The organism is Flavobacteriales bacterium (assembly GCA_016715895.1).
GTDB lineage: Bacteria > Bacteroidota > Bacteroidia > Flavobacteriales_F > PHOS-HE28 > PHOS-HE28.
Genome location: JADJXH010000004.1, coordinates 1,195,750 through 1,212,623, shown reverse-complemented (window position 1 = coordinate 1,212,623; position 16,874 = coordinate 1,195,750). Strand labels below are relative to the sequence as shown.

18 protein-coding genes are annotated in these 16,874 nt (G+C 66.2%); 8 read left to right on the top strand and 10 right to left on the bottom strand.

Translation table 11 applies throughout. The features are described from left to right. Window positions 1-2 precede the first annotated feature (2 nt). Window positions 3-356 (top strand): MerR family transcriptional regulator, encoded by a 354-nt coding sequence (locus IPM49_13865; protein ID MBK9275609.1) that lies wholly within the window; start codon window positions 3-5, stop codon window positions 354-356. Window positions 357-364: 8 nt separating this feature from the next. On the opposite strand, the gene rfaD is transcribed toward IPM49_13865, so the two are convergent. Beyond that, the gene (gene rfaD / locus IPM49_13860) at window positions 365-1,357 is read right to left on the bottom strand and encodes an ADP-glyceromanno-heptose 6-epimerase (protein MBK9275608.1); all 993 of its coding nucleotides are present in this window, start codon (window positions 1,355-1,357) and stop codon (window positions 365-367) included. A gap of 90 nt (window positions 1,358-1,447) precedes the next feature. On the opposite strand from rfaD, the gene IPM49_13855 reads away from it, so the two are divergent. Genes IPM49_13855 through fabD form a run of 4 tightly spaced genes read left to right on the top strand, consistent with a single transcriptional unit; the run spans window position 1,448 to window position 4,176 of the window. Continuing rightward, window positions 1,448-1,867: a 6-carboxytetrahydropterin synthase gene (locus tag IPM49_13855; GenBank protein MBK9275607.1), complete on the top strand. Its 420-nt coding sequence runs from the start codon at window positions 1,448-1,450 to the stop codon at window positions 1,865-1,867. Further along, window positions 1,857-2,531: a GTP cyclohydrolase I FolE gene (gene folE / locus IPM49_13850; protein ID MBK9275606.1), complete on the top strand. Its 675-nt coding sequence runs from the start codon at window positions 1,857-1,859 to the stop codon at window positions 2,529-2,531. Before IPM49_13855 ends, folE begins: the two co-directional genes overlap by 11 nt. 2 nt (window positions 2,532-2,533) lie before the next feature. Beyond that, window positions 2,534-3,259 carry a Bax inhibitor-1/YccA family protein gene (locus IPM49_13845; GenBank protein MBK9275605.1) on the top strand — a complete coding sequence of 242 codons (726 nt, stop codon included), beginning with the start codon at window positions 2,534-2,536 and terminating at the stop codon, window positions 3,257-3,259. A 26-nt stretch (window positions 3,260-3,285) separates the two neighbouring features. Continuing rightward, entirely contained in the window at window positions 3,286-4,176 is an 891-nt protein-coding gene (fabD, locus tag IPM49_13840) for an ACP S-malonyltransferase (GenBank protein ID MBK9275604.1), read from the top strand. A 3-nt stretch (window positions 4,177-4,179) separates the two neighbouring features. Here the strand turns inward: fabD and IPM49_13835 are convergent, their stop codons facing one another. The 9 genes from IPM49_13835 to IPM49_13795 form a co-directional block, all read right to left on the bottom strand. Then, window positions 4,180-4,929, bottom strand: coding sequence for a capsular biosynthesis protein (locus IPM49_13835; GenBank protein ID MBK9275603.1), 750 nt, complete (start codon window positions 4,927-4,929; stop codon window positions 4,180-4,182). An 80-nt stretch (window positions 4,930-5,009) separates the two neighbouring features. After that, a complete protein-coding gene (rfbB, locus tag IPM49_13830; protein MBK9275602.1) occupies window positions 5,010-6,107 on the bottom strand; it encodes a dTDP-glucose 4,6-dehydratase in 1,098 nt (365 codons plus the stop codon). A 96-nt stretch (window positions 6,108-6,203) separates the two neighbouring features. Continuing rightward, the gene (locus IPM49_13825) at window positions 6,204-7,493 is read right to left on the bottom strand and encodes a nucleotide sugar dehydrogenase (protein MBK9275601.1); all 1,290 of its coding nucleotides are present in this window, start codon (window positions 7,491-7,493) and stop codon (window positions 6,204-6,206) included. Beyond that, window positions 7,486-8,526, bottom strand: a complete 1,041-nt coding sequence (locus IPM49_13820; protein ID MBK9275600.1) for a Gfo/Idh/MocA family oxidoreductase — start codon at window positions 8,524-8,526, stop codon at window positions 7,486-7,488. Before IPM49_13820 ends, IPM49_13825 begins: the two co-directional genes overlap by 8 nt. Before the next feature lie 4 nt (window positions 8,527-8,530). Continuing rightward, window positions 8,531-9,103: an N-acetyltransferase gene (locus tag IPM49_13815; protein ID MBK9275599.1), complete on the bottom strand. Its 573-nt coding sequence runs from the start codon at window positions 9,101-9,103 to the stop codon at window positions 8,531-8,533. Window positions 9,104-9,218: 115 nt separating this feature from the next. Further along, entirely contained in the window at window positions 9,219-10,082 is an 864-nt protein-coding gene (locus IPM49_13810; GenBank protein MBK9275598.1) for an ABC transporter substrate-binding protein, read from the bottom strand. A gap of 76 nt (window positions 10,083-10,158) precedes the next feature. Then, a complete protein-coding gene (locus IPM49_13805) occupies window positions 10,159-11,151 on the bottom strand; it encodes an SDR family oxidoreductase (GenBank protein MBK9275597.1) in 993 nt (330 codons plus the stop codon). An 8-nt stretch (window positions 11,152-11,159) separates the two neighbouring features. Then, complete coding sequence (locus tag IPM49_13800) at window positions 11,160-12,494, bottom strand: UDP-glucose/GDP-mannose dehydrogenase family protein (GenBank protein MBK9275596.1); 1,335 nt, start codon at window positions 12,492-12,494, stop codon at window positions 11,160-11,162. Between the two features lie 36 nt (window positions 12,495-12,530). Beyond that, on the bottom strand, window positions 12,531-13,658 hold the full coding sequence (locus IPM49_13795) for a DegT/DnrJ/EryC1/StrS family aminotransferase (GenBank protein ID MBK9275595.1): 1,128 nt from the start codon (window positions 13,656-13,658) through the stop codon (window positions 12,531-12,533). Window positions 13,659-13,781: 123 nt separating this feature from the next. On the opposite strand from IPM49_13795, the gene IPM49_13790 reads away from it, so the two are divergent. Genes IPM49_13790 through IPM49_13780 form a run of 3 tightly spaced genes read left to right on the top strand, consistent with a single transcriptional unit; the run spans window position 13,782 to window position 16,822 of the window. Next, window positions 13,782-14,543 carry a hypothetical protein gene (locus IPM49_13790; GenBank protein ID MBK9275594.1) on the top strand — a complete coding sequence of 254 codons (762 nt, stop codon included), beginning with the start codon at window positions 13,782-13,784 and terminating at the stop codon, window positions 14,541-14,543. After that, entirely contained in the window at window positions 14,543-15,817 is a 1,275-nt protein-coding gene (locus IPM49_13785; protein ID MBK9275593.1) for a 3-deoxy-D-manno-octulosonic acid transferase, read from the top strand. The genes IPM49_13790 and IPM49_13785 overlap by 1 nt, the downstream gene beginning before the upstream one ends. A gap of 3 nt (window positions 15,818-15,820) precedes the next feature. Next, window positions 15,821-16,822 (top strand): hypothetical protein, encoded by a 1,002-nt coding sequence (locus IPM49_13780; protein MBK9275592.1) that lies wholly within the window; start codon window positions 15,821-15,823, stop codon window positions 16,820-16,822. The last annotated feature ends 52 nt before the right edge of the window (window positions 16,823-16,874 follow it).

Here is a 16,874-nt window from a genome sequence, read left to right as displayed (position 1 = left end):
CCATGCCGTACAAGGAGCGAACGATCGGGAAGCTGTATTGGACCATCGGTGAGGTGGCCGTGGAACTGGGGGTGAACACCTCCCTGATCCGGTATTGGGAGAAGGAGTTCGGCACGCTGCGGCCCCGCCGCAACGGCAAGGGCGACCGGCTCTACACCCACAAGGACATCGACCAGCTGCGGCGCATCCACCACCTGGTGAAGGAGCAGGGCTTCACCCTCAACGGGGCCAAGGAGAAGCTGCGCGCCGCCGAGGAGGCGCCCGACCGTTTCGCCGAGGTGCGCGAGCGGCTGCTCGTCGTGCGTCGTGCCCTCCTGGAGCTGCGCGAGCACGTCAACGAGCCGGTTCCGGCCTGAGGGCCGCTTCAGCTGTACTTCCCGGGTACCAGGTAGTTGCCCACGTAGTCCGCGATGCCGTTCTCCAGCGTGGTGAAGGGCTGGGCGAAGCCGGCCCGCACCAGCTTGCCCATCCGCGCTTCGGTGAAGTACTGGTAGCGGTCGCGGATGTCGGCGGGCGTGTCGATGAAGGTGATGTGCTCCTCACGACCCATGGCCCGGAAGGTGGCCCGCGCCAGGTCCAGGAAGGTGCGGGCGGTGCCGCTGCCCAGGTTGTACAGCCCGCTGTGCCGCCGGTCCTCCATCAGAAAGCGGCACACCGCGCACACATCCTTCACGTACACGAAATCGCGCAGCTGCTCGCCGTCCTTGAAATCGGGCCGGTGGCTGCGGAAGAGCTTCATGCCGCCCGATGCCTTGATCTGGTTGAAGGCGTGGAAGACCACGCTGGCCATGCGGCCCTTGTGGTATTCGTTGGGGCCGTAGACGTTGAAGAACTTCAGCCCGGCCCAGAAGTAGGGCTTGCGCTTGCCGCCTGCGTCGGCACCTGTGGCCTGCTCCAGCGCCCACTTGTCGAAGTCGTTCTTGCTCTCCCCGTACGGGTTCAACGGGTGCAGCCGGGCCGGCAGGGTGTCATCCACGTCGTCGTAGCCCAGGGCCCCGTCGCCGTAGGTGGCCGCCGAGCTGGCGTACACCAGGGGGATGCCGTGCTTCACGCAGGCCTTCCACATGCGCTGGCTGTAGTGCAGGTTCAGCCGGTCGAAGATGCTGCGGTCGAACTCCGTGGTGTCGGTGCGGGCGCCCAGGTGGAAGATGAACTGCACGAAGCGGTGGTTCTCCTCCAGCCAGGTGAAGAAGTGGTCGCGGTCCACCTTGGCGGTGAGCGCCTTCCCGGCCAGGTTGGGGGCCTTGTCCGCGCGGCTGAAGTCGTCCACCGCCACGATGTCCTGCCAGCCTTCCCGGAGCAGGTCGCCCACCAACGCGCTGCCGATGAAGCCTGCCGCCCCCGTCACCACGATCATGGCGGCAAAGTAACGCACGCCCGCCCTGGCCGCCACTCGTTACCTTCGCCGGGCACTGAACATTCCGGTGCCCTCCGGCATTCCTCGCGCATGCCCCTCGTGCACATCACCCGCCGCGAACGCTTCAGCGCCAGCCACCGCCTGGCCCGGCCCGACTGGACCCTGGAGAAGAACCTGGCCGTCTTCGGCAAATGCGCCAACCCCAACGGCCACGGCCACAACTACGACCTGTGGGTGACCGTGAAGGGCGAGCCCGATCCGGAGACCAGTTTCGTGATCGACCTCAGCCTGCTGGGCCGCATCATCAAGGACCGCGTGATCCAGTACGTGGACCATCGCAACCTGGACGTGGACGTGCCCTTCATGCAGGGGCGGTACAGCAGCACGGAGAACCTGGCGATCGCCATCTGGGAGCAGCTGGAGGCGCCCATCCGTGAGGCCGGCGCCAGCTTGCATTGCGTGAAGCTGCAGGAGACCGAGAACAATCACGTGGAATACCATGGCGCGTAAGCCCGCACCCAAGCCCCCCCGCAAGCGCAACGCCGCCCCCGACGGGGAGCACGAGCCCCAGGGCGAAGGCTACGAGCGCATCGACCTCTACGACGCGAAGGGCATCCGCCGCATCAGCGGCCACTATGGCGACATCCTGAAGGCCATCGGCGAGGACCCGGACCGCGAGGGGCTGAAGAAGACCCCCGAGCGCGTGGCGAAGGCACTGCAATACCTCACCCACGGCTACGACCTGGATCCCGCGGCCATCCTGCGCAGCGCGATGTTCACCGAGCCATACAGCCAGATGGTGCTGGTGAAGGACATCGAGGTGTACAGCATGTGCGAGCACCACATGCTGCCCTTCTTCGGCAAGGCCCACGTGGCCTACATCCCCGACGGGCGAATCACCGGCCTCAGCAAGATCCCGCGTGTGGTGGACGCCTTCGCCCGCCGGCTGCAGGTGCAGGAACGCCTCACCGACCAGATCCGCGATTGCGTGCACGAGACCCTGCGTCCCCTCGGGGTGGCCGTGGTGCTGGAGTGCGCCCACCTGTGCATGCAGATGCGTGGCATCCAGAAGCAGAACTCGGTGACCACCACATCGGCGTTCACCGGTATCTTTCTCACCGATCACCGCTCCCGCGAGGAGTTCATCAAGCTCACCAGCGCCAACCTCCACTGACCATGGAACAGCACAGCTTCACCCCGCCCCTCATCGGCACGTCGGACGCCGCCAGTGTGCGCACCTTCCTGGCCAACGTGTTCAGCTACATGGCCCTTGCCCTGGTGATCAGCGGCGTGATGGCGTGGTGGTTCGGCACCGACCCGGCCCTGTTCCAGCTGCTCTTCGATCCCGCCACGGGCCGCCAGACCTTCCTGGGCTGGGTGGTGCTGCTGGCCCCGCTGGGCCTGGTGCTGCTGATGGGCGGCCTGGTGCAGCGCATGAGCGGCATGGCCCTGCTGCTCACCTTCCTGGCCTTCAGCACCATCATGGGCATCAGCCTCAGCTACATCTTCATCATCTACGCCATGTCGGCCATCGTCAACGTGTTCTTCCTGTCCGCCGTGGTGTTCGGCGTGATGGCCGTGGCCGGCTACACCACGCGCACCGACCTCACCAAGCTGGGCAGCATCCTCATGATCGGCCTCATCGGCATCGTGATCGCCTCGCTGGTGAACTTCTGGTTGGAGAGCAGTACCCTGGACCACGTGGTGAGCATCATCGGCGTGGTGGTGTTCACGGGCCTCACGGCCTACGATGTGCAGAAGCTCAAGCGCATGGGCGAGGTGGTGGCCACCGGCACCGAGGCCGCGCAGAAGATGGCCCTGATGGGCGCCCTCAGCCTCTACCTCGACTTCATCAACCTGTTCCTGATGCTGCTGCGCCTGTTCGGCGGCCGCAGGGACTGAGCCCCACCCCGCACAACCGCATCCGCATGACCGCCACCGTATTCCCCGGCCAGGGCAGCCAGTTCCCCGGCATGGGCAAGGACCTGTACGATGCCGACAGCAACGCGCGCATCTGGTTCGAGCACGCCAACGACATCCTGGGCTTCAAGCTCACCGATGTGATGTTCAGCGGCACGGAGGCCGACCTGAAGCGGACGAGCGTGACGCAACCCGCCATCTTCCTGCACAGCGTGGTGAAGGCCAAGGTGATGGGCGACGCGTTCCGGCCGGCCATGGCGGCGGGTCACAGCCTGGGCGAGTTCAGCGCCCTGGTGGCCGCCGGGGCCATGGAGTTCGCCGACGGCATGAAGCTGGTGGCCGCACGCGCCAACGCCATGCAGAAGGCCTGCGAGCTGCAGCCCAGCACCATGGCCGCCATCCTGGGCATGGACGATGCCCGGGTGGAGGAGATCTGCTCGGACATCACGGCCCGGGCCGGCAAGGGCGTGGTGGTGGCCGCCAACTACAACTGCCCGGGCCAGCTGGTGATCAGCGGCACCATCGAGGCGGTCAACGCCGCCTGCGAGGCCCTGAAGGCGGCCGGTGCCAAACGCGCGCTGGTGCTGCCCGTGGGCGGCGCCTTCCACAGCCCGCTGATGGAGCCCGCCCGCGTGGAACTGGAGACCGCCATCGCCTACACGCCCATCGTGAACCCGCGCTGCCCGGTGTACCAGAACGTGGACGCCCGGCCCCACACCGACCCCGCCCGCATCAAGGCCAACCTCATCGCCCAGCTCACCGCGCCCGTGCGCTGGACCCAGACCATGCAGGCCATGCTGGCCGATGGCGCCACCAAGGTGGTGGAAGTGGGCCCCGGCAACGTGCTGCAAGGCCTGTTCAAGAAGGTGAGCAAGGAGGTGGAGACGGCGGCGGGGTAGGCGTCACAACCCCGCGTTCATCAACTTTCCGCTGTCCACCAGCTTGTGCAGGTAGGGCTCGGTGAGGGTGTCGCGCAGGGCGTGCACATGGTCCATGCGGTGGCAGTCGCTGCCGATGAGCTCGTACCAGCCCCGGTCGATGAACTTCTCGGCCTGCTTGCGCACAGAGGGGCCATAGCCGCCCATCAACGCGATGGTGTTGAGCTGGAAGATCACGCCGCGCTCCTTGAGCTGCTCGCAGCGCGAGAGGTCCTGGTTCCAGAAGCCGTAGCGCTCGGGGTGGGCCAGCACCGGCCGGTAGCCCTGCGTCTGCATGGCGAAGACCAGCTGCAGCAGGATCGACGGCTCGCTCATGAAGGGCAGCTCGAACAGCAGCAGGTCCTTCCCAAAGGTGAGCACCTGTCGATCCATCACCTTCTGCTCCAGCTCGTGGTCCAGGTAGTACTCGGCGGCGGCCTCCACATCGATCTCGAGGCCCTGCGCGGCCACCTCGCGCCGCAGCGCGTCCAGCCCGCCCAGGATGATCTCCGGGGTGTTCCGGTAGCCATCGCTCATCACGTGCGGGGTGGTGATCACCTTGGTGAAGCCCAGGTCGCGCATGGCGCGCAGCAGTTCCATGGCCGCCTCCAATGTGGGTGCCCCATCGTCGATGCCCGGGATGAAATGGCTGTGCACGTCGCACTTCAGCGCCGACAGGTCCACGGGTCCCGACCGGGGTGCCTTCGGGCCGAACAGGGAGGAGAAGAGGCCCATGGGGGTACTGCAGTGCGAACGTGCGAGGGTGGAGCGGTGCGAAGGTGCGAGGTGCTATGGTGCCAGGGCGTCGGTGTCCCTCATCGCGCGGCGTAGTGCTCCTTGTAGTACTGCTGGTAGGCGCCGCTCGTCACATGGTCCAGCCATTCGGTGTTGGCCAGGTACCAGTCCACGGTGCGCTCCAGGCCCTCCTCGAAGGTGATGCTCGGCCGCCACCCCAGCTCGCGCTCGATCTTGGCGGCATCGATCGCGTAGCGCAGGTCGTGCCCGGCGCGGTCGGTGACGTAGGTGATCAGCTTCGCACTTTCCCCTTCGGCACGCCCGAGCTTCCGGTCCATGATGCGGCAGAGCAGGTGCACCAGGTCGATGTTCTTCCACTCGTTATGCCCGCCGATGTTGTAGGTCTCGCCGTCCACGCCCTTGTGGAACACCGCGTCAATGGCGCTGGCGTGGTCCTCCACCCAGAGCCAGTCGCGCACATTCTCGCCCTTGCCGTAGACCGGCAGCGGTTTGTTGTTGCGGATGTTGTTGATCATGAGCGGGATCAACTTCTCCGGGAAGTGGTGGCTGCCGTAGTTGTTGCTGCAGTTGCTCACCACGAAGGGCAGCCTGTACGTGTTGCCGTAGGCGCGCACGAAGTGGTCGCTGCTGGCCTTGCTGGCGCTATAGGGACTCTGCGGATCATAGGGCGTCTGCTCCGTGAAGAAGCCGCCGTCGTGAAGCGATCCGTACACCTCGTCGGTGCTCACGTGGTAGAAGCGCTTGCCTTCGAAGCGGCCTTTCCATGCCTCCTTGGCGGCGTTCAGCAAGGTCACCGTACCGAACACGTTGGTGCGCACGAAGGCGAGCGGATCGGTGATGCTGCGGTCCACATGGCTTTCGGCCGCGAGGTGGATCACCCGGTCGATGGTGAAGTCCTCGAACACCTTCGCCACGGCCTCCGCGTCGCAGATGTCGGCCTTCACGAAGGTGTAGTTCGGCGCCTGCTCGATGTCGCGCAGGTTCTCCAGGTTGCCCGCGTAGGTGAGCGCATCCAGGTTGATGATGCGGTACTGCGGGTACCGGGTGACGAACCGGCGCACCACATGGCTGCCGATGAAGCCGGCACCGCCGGTGATCAGGACCCGCCTTTGCCACTCCGTGGCTCCGGCGGACAAGGTGTTGCGGGTCTGCACCATTTCAACCACGGATGAACGCGGATGGACACGGATGACCTATCGACAGGGAGGGTTGGAGCCTATCCGTCCTAATCTGTGTCCATCTGTGGTTCATGCTCACAGGCTCCAATAGTTCAAGCTCTTAATCTCCTTGCGGAAAATGCCCTTGAGGTCCACCAGCACGCCCTTGGGGGTCATCATGCTCTTGAACCAGGCCTCGTCCTTGTTCGCATACTCGCTATGGTTCACGGCCACCACGATGGCGTCGTAGGGTCCCTTCATCTCCGCGGCGAGCGTGTAGCCGTACTCGTGCTTCACCTCGTCGCCGTCGGCGTGCGGGTCGGTGACGTCCACATGGCAGCTGAAGCTCTGCAGCTCCTTCACCACGTCGGCCACCTTGCTGTTGCGGATGTCGGTGACGTTCTCCTTGAAGGTGGCGCCCATCACCAGCACCCGGGCCTCGGCGGGGTTCTTCCCCGCGGCGATGATCTTCTTCACCGTCTGCTTGGCCACATAGCCGCCCATGCTGTCGTTCACGAAACGACCGGCATCGATGATCTGCGCATGGTAGCCCAGCTCCTTGGCCTTGTACACCAGGTAGTAGGGGTCAACCCCGATGCAGTGGCCGCCCACCAGGCCCGGCTGGAACTTGAGGAAGTTCCATTTGGTGCCCGCGGCCTCCAGCACATCGTAGGTGTTGATGCCCACCCGGTTGAAGATGATCGAAAGCTCGTTGATCAGGGCGATGTTCACATCGCGCTGCGTGTTCTCGATGATCTTGGCCGCCTCGGCCACCTTGATGCTCGCGGCCCGGTGCACGCCGGCCTTCACCACCAGTTCGTACACCTTCGCCACGGTCTCGGCGCTCTCCGCGTCGCAGCCGCTGGTCACCTTCACGATGCGCTCCAGGGTGTGCTCCTTGTCGCCGGGGTTGATGCGCTCGGGGCTGTAGCCCACCTTGAAGTCGGTGACGAACTTGAGCCCGCTGAGGCTCTCGAGCAGGGGTACGCAATCCTCCTCGGTGCAGCCGGGGTAGACCGTGCTCTCGTACACCACATGGTCGCCCTTCTTGAGCACCTGCCCCACCGTGCGCGTGGCGCCCAGCAGCGGCCGCAGGTCGGGGATGTTCTGGTCGTCGATGGGCGTGGGCACCGCCACGATGAAGAACTCCACGTCCTTCAGGTCGTTGATGTCGGCGGTGAAGTGGATGTCGCAGCCCTCGAACTCGGACGGGGCGAGCTCGTTGCTCGGGTCCTCGCTGCGGCGCATCATGTCCACGCGCTTCTGGTTGATGTCGAAGCCCACGACCTTCAGCTTCCGCGCGAAGGCCAGCGCGATGGGAAGCCCCACATAGCCCAGGCCGATCACGGCCAGCCTGGCCTCCTTCCGCACAAGGCGGTCATACAGACTGCTGCTCATCCCTCTTCTCGTAGATGCGTTCGATGATCTCGACCACCTTGAGGCCCTCGAGGGCGTTGGTGGTCATGGTGTTGCTTCCCTTGATGGTCTCCACCACGTTGCGGATGATGTAGTGGTGGTTCTGCGCGCTGCCCTTGTAGGCCCCGTAGTCGTTGGCGGGGTTGGTGGGCGCGAGCTCCGGCATGGTGTAGTCCTGGATGTGGCAGACCTCCACCTGGTCCATGTACTGGCCACCGATCTTCACACTGCCCCTGGAGCCGATGATGGTCATGCTGCTCTCCAGGTTCCGGTCCCACACGCTGGTGCTGTAGTTCAGGCATCCCATGCCGCCGTTCAGGAACCGGAAGTTCACCAGCCCGCTGTCCTCGAACTCGGTGAGCCCGGCATGGTTGAAGTCGGCAAAGCGGCCCTGGATGTCGGTGATGTCGCCGAAGAGCCAGTACAGGATGTCGATGAAGTGGCTGAACTGGGTGAACAGCGTGCCTCCGTCGAACTGCGCGGTGCCCTTCCAGCCGCCCGGCTTGTAATAGCGCGCGTCGCGGTTCCAGTAACAGTTGACCTGCACCAGATAGATCTCGCCCAGCAGCCCGCGGTCCACCACGCCCTTGATCCACTGGCTGGGCGGGCTGTAGCGGTTCTGCATCACGCCGAAGACGTGGCGGTGCATCTGGAGCGCCTTGTAGATCACGGCCTCGCAGTCGGCCTTGCTGAGGCCCATGGGCTTCTCGCACACCACGTGCTTGCGGTGCTCCAGCGCCAGCAGGCTGTGGCGCGCATGCAGGCCGTTGGGGCTGCACACGTTCACCACATCGATGCCGGGCACATCGCGCAGCATCGCCTCGGGATCGGAGAAGAAGGGTACGTCGTGGCCATCGAGGCCGAGCTCGCCCTTCGCACGCACATCGCACAGGGCCACCAGCTCCCCCTCGGGGTCGCGCTGGATCATCTCCGCATGCCGCTTGCCGATGTGGCCGCAGCCGATCACGGCGAAGCGCACCTTGTCGTGGGGACCGCTGCTCATGGGTTCAGGCGATGCGCGATACGCGTCCTTCCTTCAGTTGATAGCGCTGGCCGCTCTCCGGGCAGATGGCCTCACCGGCCTCGTTGAAGCTCAGCTTGTGGCCGTGCTCGCTCATCCAGCCGGTGCGCCGGGCGGGGTTGCCCACCACCAGCGCGTACGGGGGCACTTCCTTCGTCACCACCGCACCGGCGCCGATGAAGGCGAACTCGCCGATGTCGTGCCCGCAGACGATGGTGGCGTTGGCGCCGATGCTGGCCCCCCGCCCCACCCGCGTGCGCAGGTATTGGTCGCGGCGGGCCACGGCGCTGCGCGGGTTGATCACGTTGGTGAACACCATGCTGGGGCCCAGGAACACGTCGTCGCCGCATTCCACCCCGGTGTAGATGCTCACGTTGTTCTGCACCTTCACGTTGCGGCCCAGCTTCACGCCGGGGCTCACCACCACGTTCTGGCCGATGTTGCAGCCCTCCCCGATCTCGCAGCCGGGCATGATGTGGCTGAAGTGCCAGATGCGTGTGCCGGCACCGATGATCGCTCCTTCGTCGATGACGGCGGTGGGGTGGGCGGAGAAGTCCATGTGCGCCTGTGGTCATGTGCCCATGTGCCCATGGACGCATGCCGGAAGGGCTGCGAAGGTACCGCTTCCGAACGACCGGCGCCCCACTGATGCTCAGTCGGTTAGCCGCCGGCCTTCACGCGAACTCGTGGGTGAGCGCAATGTCTGCGGTCCCGTGCACCAGACCAAGGTGCTTAAGCGTACGGATCAAGTCTTGAAAGGCATCGCCAACGGGCCTCCCCACCCGCCACCGCACATGCCCCAGCCATTCCCGCGCCAGCTCTTCGCGGAAGCCCGCGTTCTGCGTCACCAGCTCCACGGTGTGCGCGCTCAGGTCCAGACCACTGACCGCTCGGTCCAGCACGGCCAGGGCCTCCCGCATGACGTCCGGTCGCGTGCGGGCGAACTCCTCACGCGCCACGATCACGAAGCCCGGCCAGTCGCCGCGCACCTCGTCCACGCGGCGCATTACGCCGGTCTCCACGTAGCGTGAGGTGACGTAGGTCTCCCACAGGAAGATCACGGGACTTCCCTCGGCCATGCGCCGGGCCGCGCCCTCCATGTTGTGCACCACCACCAGGTCATCCGGGCCCGGGCGCCAGCCGAGGCGCTCGGCGTAGAGCATGGCCATGATGTGGCTTCCGCTGCCCGGCCGGCTGATGGCAAAGAGGACGCCTTTCAGCTGGGCCGGCTCGCGCAGGTCGGACCATGCTGGCACATGCACGCCCCACGGCAACGGGCTCTCCACGAAGGTGCTCACGATGCGATGCGGGCCTCCGTTCAGGATGTCGCGCACAGCACCTTCGGTGACCAGCACGGCCATGTCGAGCTCATCGTCGCGGAGCATCCGGCACATGCGGCCGGTGCCTTCAGGCACGGTGTGCCACTGCAGATCGATGCCCGCCTGTGCGAACCGCCCCTGCTCCATGGCCAGGTGCCAGGGCAGGTTGTAGGGTTCGGGAACACCGGCGATGCGGAGAGAGGTCAGAGAAAGGTCCAAGGCTCAAGGTTCAAGTCACAAGCTACAACGCAACATGTTGCGTCTTGAAGCTTGGGACTCGTGCATTGGAGCTTGACTACTTCCGCGCGTAACCCTCGAAGCTGAAGTGCTCCTTCTCGTTGAGCTCCTCCGGGGTGAGGCTCTTGAAGTAGTCGTAGGTGATCTTCAGCCCTTCGGCACGGCTCACCTTGGGCTCCCAGCCCAGCAGCTTGCGGGCCAGGGTGATGTCCGGCTGGCGCTGCATGGGGTCGTCCTTGGGCAGCGGTTTGTACACCACTTTCTGTGTGGTGCCCGTGAGCTTGATGATCTCCTCGGCGAACTGCGCGATGGTGATCTCGCCGGGGTTGCCCACGTTCACCGGACCGGCGTAGTCGCTGAGGAGCAGGCGGTAGATCCCTTCGACGAGGTCGTCCACGTAGCAGAAGCTGCGCGTCTGTGAACCATCGCCGAACACGGTGAGGTCCTCGCCACGCAGGGCCTGGCCGATGAAGGCGGGCAGCACGCGGCCGTCGTTGAGGCGCATGCGCGGGCCGTAGGTATTGAAGATGCGCACGATGCGCGTCTCCAGCCCGTGGTAGGTGTGGTAGGCCATGGTGATGGCCTCTTGGAAGCGCTTGGCCTCATCGTACACGCCGCGCGGACCGATGGGGTTCACATGGCCCCAGTAGTCCTCGGTCTGCGGGTGCACCTGCGGGTCGCCGTAGACCTCGCTGGTGCTGGCCACCAGGATGCGCGCGCCCTTGGCCTTGGCCAGACCGAGCAGGTTGTGAGTGCCCAGGCTGCCCACCTTCAGCGTCTGGATGGGGATCTTCAGGTAATCGATCGGCGAGGCGGGCGAGGCGAAGTGCAGGATGTACTTCAGCTCGCCGGGCACGTGCACGAACTTCGAGACGTCGTGGTGATAGAACTCGAACTGCTCCAGCTTGAAGAGGTGCTCGATGTTCTTGAGCCGGCCGGTGATGAGGTTGTCCATGCCGATGACATGGAAGCCCTCCTTGATGAAGCGGTCGCAGAGGTGTGAGCCCAGGAAGCCTGCGGCTCCGGTGATGAGTACGCGTTCGCGTGCCATGGTGGGTCCTAGGCGTTCACCGGCTTCTTCGCCCCGACGGTCTGCCGGCCCACGCTCACGTACGTGAAGCCGTTGTCCTGCATGTGGTCGAGGTCGTAGAGGTTGCGGCCGTCGAAGATGAGCTTCTCCTTGAGCAGCTCGCCCACGCGCTTGAGGTCGGGCGTGCGGAACTCGGCCCACTCGGTGGCGATGAGCAGGGCATCGGCGCCCTGCAGGGCCTCGTACTCGTCGGCGGCGAAGGTGACGCGCTCGCCCAGCAGGCGCTGTACGTTCGGCATGGCCTCCGGATCGAAGGCGGCCACCTGGGCGCCCTCCTTGAGCAGGCCCTCGATGATGTAGAGCGCCGGCGCTTCGCGGATGTCGTCCGTGTCCGGCTTGAAGGCCAGGCCCCACAAGGCGAAGCGCCGCCCCTTGAGCGAGCCGCCGTAGTGCGCCTTCACCTTGTCCACCAGACTCGTCTTCTGGCGTTCGTTCACGGCCATCACGCTGCGGATGATCTCGAAGGTGTAGCCGGCCTCATCGCCGCTGTGGGCCAGGGCCTGCACATCCTTGGGGAAGCAGCTGCCGCCGTAGCCGATGCCGGGGAAGAGGAAGCGCTTGCCGATGCGCGTGTCCGTGCCGATGCCGATGCGCACCTTGTCCACATCGGCGCCCACCTTCTCGCAGAAGTTCGCGATCTCGTTCATGAACGTGATCTTGGTGGCCAGGAAGGCGTTGGCCGCGTACTTGGTCAGTTCGGCGCTGCGCTCGTCCATGAAGATGATGGGGTTGCCCTGGCGCACGAAGGGCTTGTAGAGGTCCTCCATCACCTTGCGGGCGCGCTCGCTGCTGGTGCCCACCACCACGCGGTCCGGCTTCAGGAAGTCGTCCACCGCGAAGCCCTCGCGCAGGAACTCGGGGTTGCTCACCACATCGAACAGCTCCTCCTTGGCGTTCTTCGCCAGAGCGGCGTGCACCTTCTCGGCGGTGCCCACGGGCACGGTGCTCTTGTCCACGATCACCTTGTAGTCCGTGATGATGCGGCCCAGGTCGTCGGCCACGCCCAGCACGTACTTCAGGTCGGCGCTGCCGTCCTCGCCGGGCGGGGTGGGCAGGGCCAGGAAGATCACCTGCGCCTGGGCCACGGCCTCCTTCAGGTCGGTGGTGAAGTGTAGGCGGCCCTGCCGGATGTTGCGCTCAAAGAGCACGTCGAGGTGCGGCTCATAGATGGGCACCTGGCCGGCCTTCAGCTGGCGCACCTTCTCCTCGTTGATGTCCACGCACACCACGTGGTTGCCGGTCTCGGCGAAGCAGGTGCCGGTCACCAGCCCCACGTATCCTGTTCCTACGACTGCGATGTTCATTCGGCGGTTGATTGGGGCGCTCGACGCCCGGTCGTCTCAGTTGAAGAAGGCCTTCACGGCCCCGGTGATGTGCTCCAGTTGTTCGCTGTCCAGTTCGGTGCTCATGGGCAGGCTCAGCACTTCGTGGACGAGGCGCTCCGTCACCGGCAGCGACCCTTCCGCGAAGCGGGGGCTCTTGTACGCATTCTGCAGGTGACAGGGTACAGGATAGTAGATCATCGCCGGTATCCCCCGGTCCTCCAGGTGTTTGCGCAGGGCATCGCGACGGCCGTCGGCCACCCGGAGCGTGTACTGGTGGAACACGTGCGTGCTGAACGCGCTGCGGGCCGGGATCGTGAGCCCGGGCACCCCGGCGAAGGCCGCGTCGTAGTGCGCCGCCGCCGCCTGTCGCGCCCCGGCATAGGCGTCCAGATGCCGCAGCTTGATGCGCAGCACGGCGGCCTGCAGGCTGTCCAACCGGCTGTTCACCCCCACCACCTCATGGTAGTAGCGCACCTCGCTGCCGTGGTTGCACACCCGCCGCAGCTTCTTGGCCAGCGCGTCGTCATTGGTGAACAGCGCGCCGCCATCGCCATAGCAGCCCAGGTTCTTGCTGGGGAAGAAGCTGGTGGTGCCGATGTGGCCGATGGTGCCGCTCTTGCGCACGGCGCCCCCGGCCGAGCGGTGGTCGCTGCCGACCGCCTGGCAGTTGTCCTCGATCACGAACAGGTCGTGCTCCGCCGCGATCGCCATGATGGCGTCCATGTCCGCCGTCTGCCCGAACAGGTGCACCGGCACGATGGCCTTGGTGCGCGGGGTGATCTTGCGGCGCACGTCCTCGGGGTCCATGTTGAAGCTGTCCGGCAGCACATCGGCGAACACCGGCACGATGCCCAGCAGGGCCACCACCTCCACGGTGGCCACGAAGGTGAACGAGGGGGTGATCACCTCATCACCCGGCTTCAGGTCCAGGGCCATCATGGCGATCTGCAGCGCGTCGGTGCCGTTGGCGCAGCCGATCACGTGTCTGGCGCCCAGGTAGGCGGCCAGTTCCTGTTCGAACGCCTTCACCTCCGGACCGTTGATGAAGGCGGCGCTCCCGATCACGCGCTCGAACGCGGCGTCCACCTCGGGCTTGATGCGGGCGTACTGGCCGACGAGGTCGACCATCTGGATGGGCTTCATGGATGCGGGGATGCGCCTGAGGCGCGGCGGCGAAGATAGCCATCGGCCCACGCCGCCGGGCCGCGATCGGCGGGCCCTTGCCGCACATCGCCACCCCGCGCAAGACCCTACCTTCGCGCGTCCATGACCGCGTTCCGCAGCGTCCTCCTCCCCTTCCTCCTCGCGCTCGCCGTGGCACCCGTGGCCGCGCAACGCAGCGTGCGCGACTCCTCGATCGTGCTGGTGCCGGTGACCGTGAGCTACAGCTATCAGGTGCCCGGCGGATCGCTGTCCACCCGCTTCGGCCACAACAGCAACCTGGGCCTCAGCGCGGTGGTGAAGCTGCGCAGCAACTACTTCCTGGGCGTGGACGGCGGCTTCCTCTTCGGCAACAAGGTGGTGGAGCCCGGCCTGCTGAGCGGTGTGCGCAACGCCGCCGGGCAGGTGCTCGACCAGAACGGCCAGCCCGCCACCGTCTTCACCTACCAGCGCGGCTACACGGCCATGGCCGTGGTGGGCAAGATCATGCCCATCGTGGGGCCCAATCCCAACAGCGGCCTCCTGCTGAAACTGATGGGCGGCTACATGCGCCACAAGATCCGCATCGAGACCCAGAACAACACGGTGCCCCAACTGGAAGGCGACTACCTGGAGGGCTATGACCGCCTGGCCGCCGGCCCGGCCTTCGGCTTCGCCTTCGGCTACCAGCACCTGGGCAACCGCCGCTTCATCAACTTCCACATCGCCTTCGAGATGATCGTGGGCCTCACCACCCCGCTGCGCGCCATGAACTTCGACACGGGCACCCGCGAGACCGACCGCCGCACCGACGTGCTCACCGGCCTGCGCGCCGGCTGGACCGTGCCCATCTACCGGCGCAAGGCGGACAGCTTCTACATCTACTGATGGCGTCGCTGGCGCATCTGGTACCGGCGTGCTACACGGCCCTGGTGCACCTGGCCGCGCCCTTCCATCCCAAGGCCCGCGCCTGGGTGACCGGCCGGCGCGGCCTGTGGGACCGCCTCGCCGCGAAGGCGCCGCAGCTGCAGGGCTGCATCTGGATGCACTGCGCCAGCGTGGGCGAGTTCGAGCAGGGCCGACCCGTGCTGGAAGCCCTGCACGCCGCACACCCCGGACGGCCCATCCTCGTCACCTTCTTCAGCCCCAGCGGCTACGAGGCCCGCAAGGACCTGCCCCTGGCCACCCACGTGGAGTACCTGCCGGTGGACAGCGCCGCCAACGGCGCAAGGCTGGTGGCGCTCGTGCGGCCCGCCGCCGCGCTGTGGGTGAAGTACGAGTTCTGGCCGGGCATGCTTGACGCACTGCACGCGGCGCACGTGCCCACCTTCCTAGTGAGCGCCATCTTCCGCCCGGACCAACCCTTCTTCCGCTGGTACGGCGCGGCGTGGAGAAGCATGCTGCGCGGCTTCACCCACCTCTTCGTGCAGGATGAGGCCTCGCGTGCGCTCCTGAACGGCATCGGCATCCGGAACGTGACGGTGAGCGGCGACACACGCTTCGACCGGGTGCGCGCCATCGTGGAGGCGAACGAGGAGCTGCCCACGGCGATCGCCTTCCGCGGCGGAGGTCCGGTGCTGGTGTGCGGCAGCACCTGGCCCGCGGATGAGTCGCAGCTGCAGCGGGCGTTGGCTGACCTGCCGCGACCCCTGAAGTGCCTGGTCGTTCCGCACGAGCTCTCCGTGCCTGGACTGCAAGCCACTGAAGCGCGGTTCCCCAAGCCCCTGGTGCGCTGGAGCGAGCTGGAGCGCACGCCGACGGGCAACGTGGCCGCGATGCTGGGCCGCGCAGAGGCCGGCACCCTGCTGGTGGACCGCATGGGCCTGCTGGCGCGCCTCTACCGGCACGGCGATGTGGCCTACGTGGGCGGCGGGTTCGGGGAGGGCATCCACAGCCTGCTGGAGCCCGCCGCCTGGGGCCTGCCGGTGATCTTCGGTCCGCACCACGGCAAGTTCGCCGAGGCCCATGGCCTGATCGCGGCCGGTGGCGGCTTCGCCGTGCGCAATAGCGCTGAACTGCGCGCCGTTCTCCACCGCCTGCTGACGGATCCCGAAGCCCGCCGCACCGCCGGGGAGGCCGCCGCACGCCTTGTGCGCGACCAGGCCGGTGCCACGGCGCGTGTGGTGGAGCCCATCAGCACTGCGCTCACCTCTACCCCCTGATCCATGCGCTCACTTCTCCTCCTCGCCCTGATCGGCGGCCCGATCGCAAGCCACGCTACGCACCTCTATGGCGGCGAACTCTACGTGGAGGCGCAGACCAGCACCACATACACGGTGACCTTGCATCTGTACATCAACCCAAGCTCACCGGCGGACAGACCCGAAATGCCTGTGGACATGGGCGACGGCGTCGTGGACACCCTGCCGCGGATCAGCATCAACGCGCTGCAGAGTTCGGCGTGCGACATGCAACTCCATGTCTACTCCGGGTCGCATACCTACTCGGGCCCGGGGAACTATCTCCTGTCCGTGACCGACCCCAACCGCACTGGCGGGATCCTGAACATCCCGAGTTCGTCCGATGTGCCCTTCTGCCTGCAGACCCTGCTGGTCATCGAACCGATGGGCGGCAACAACTCGGTTCGCTTCACCGCCCTGCAGAACGAAGTGAGCTTCAGCTTCAGCACCTTGGTGCACGCCCTTGAAGCCCTGGACGCCGACGGCGACAGCTTGTCCTTCGAGCTCGTGGAGCCCCTGGGGAACGGATGCACGGGGATCCCCGGCTACGTCATGGCGGACCAGGTCTCGCCCGGCACTCCGTTGTTCTGGGTCGACCCCCTCACCGGCACCCTGTTGTGGGATCATCCACAGCTGATCGGCCGGTACAACGTGAGCATCCGGTGCTCGGAATGGCGGAACGGACAGCTCGTGGGCCAGGTCACGCGGGACATGACCCTTTGCGTGGGCCAGGTGCCCACGGCCATCTCCGACCCCGAAGCGGCTTCGGCCCCGAGCCTTCGCACGCTGGGCACCGATGGCCTCTACCAGCTCGATCCGCCCGGGACGAAGGCGCTTTCGGTCCACGATGCCCAAGGGCGCGAGCTTCAGGCGCACCACCACGCAGGCGGTGTGGTGGACCTCAGCGACCGGCCGGCGGGCGTATACGTCCTGCACGTGCAGGCGCCGAACGCCGCACCGCACATGCTCCGGGTGCTCCGACCCTGAGCGCGGCGCCGGAGGCAGCGTTCGGGCCGACCTTTCGTCTTCCCCCGGCCCC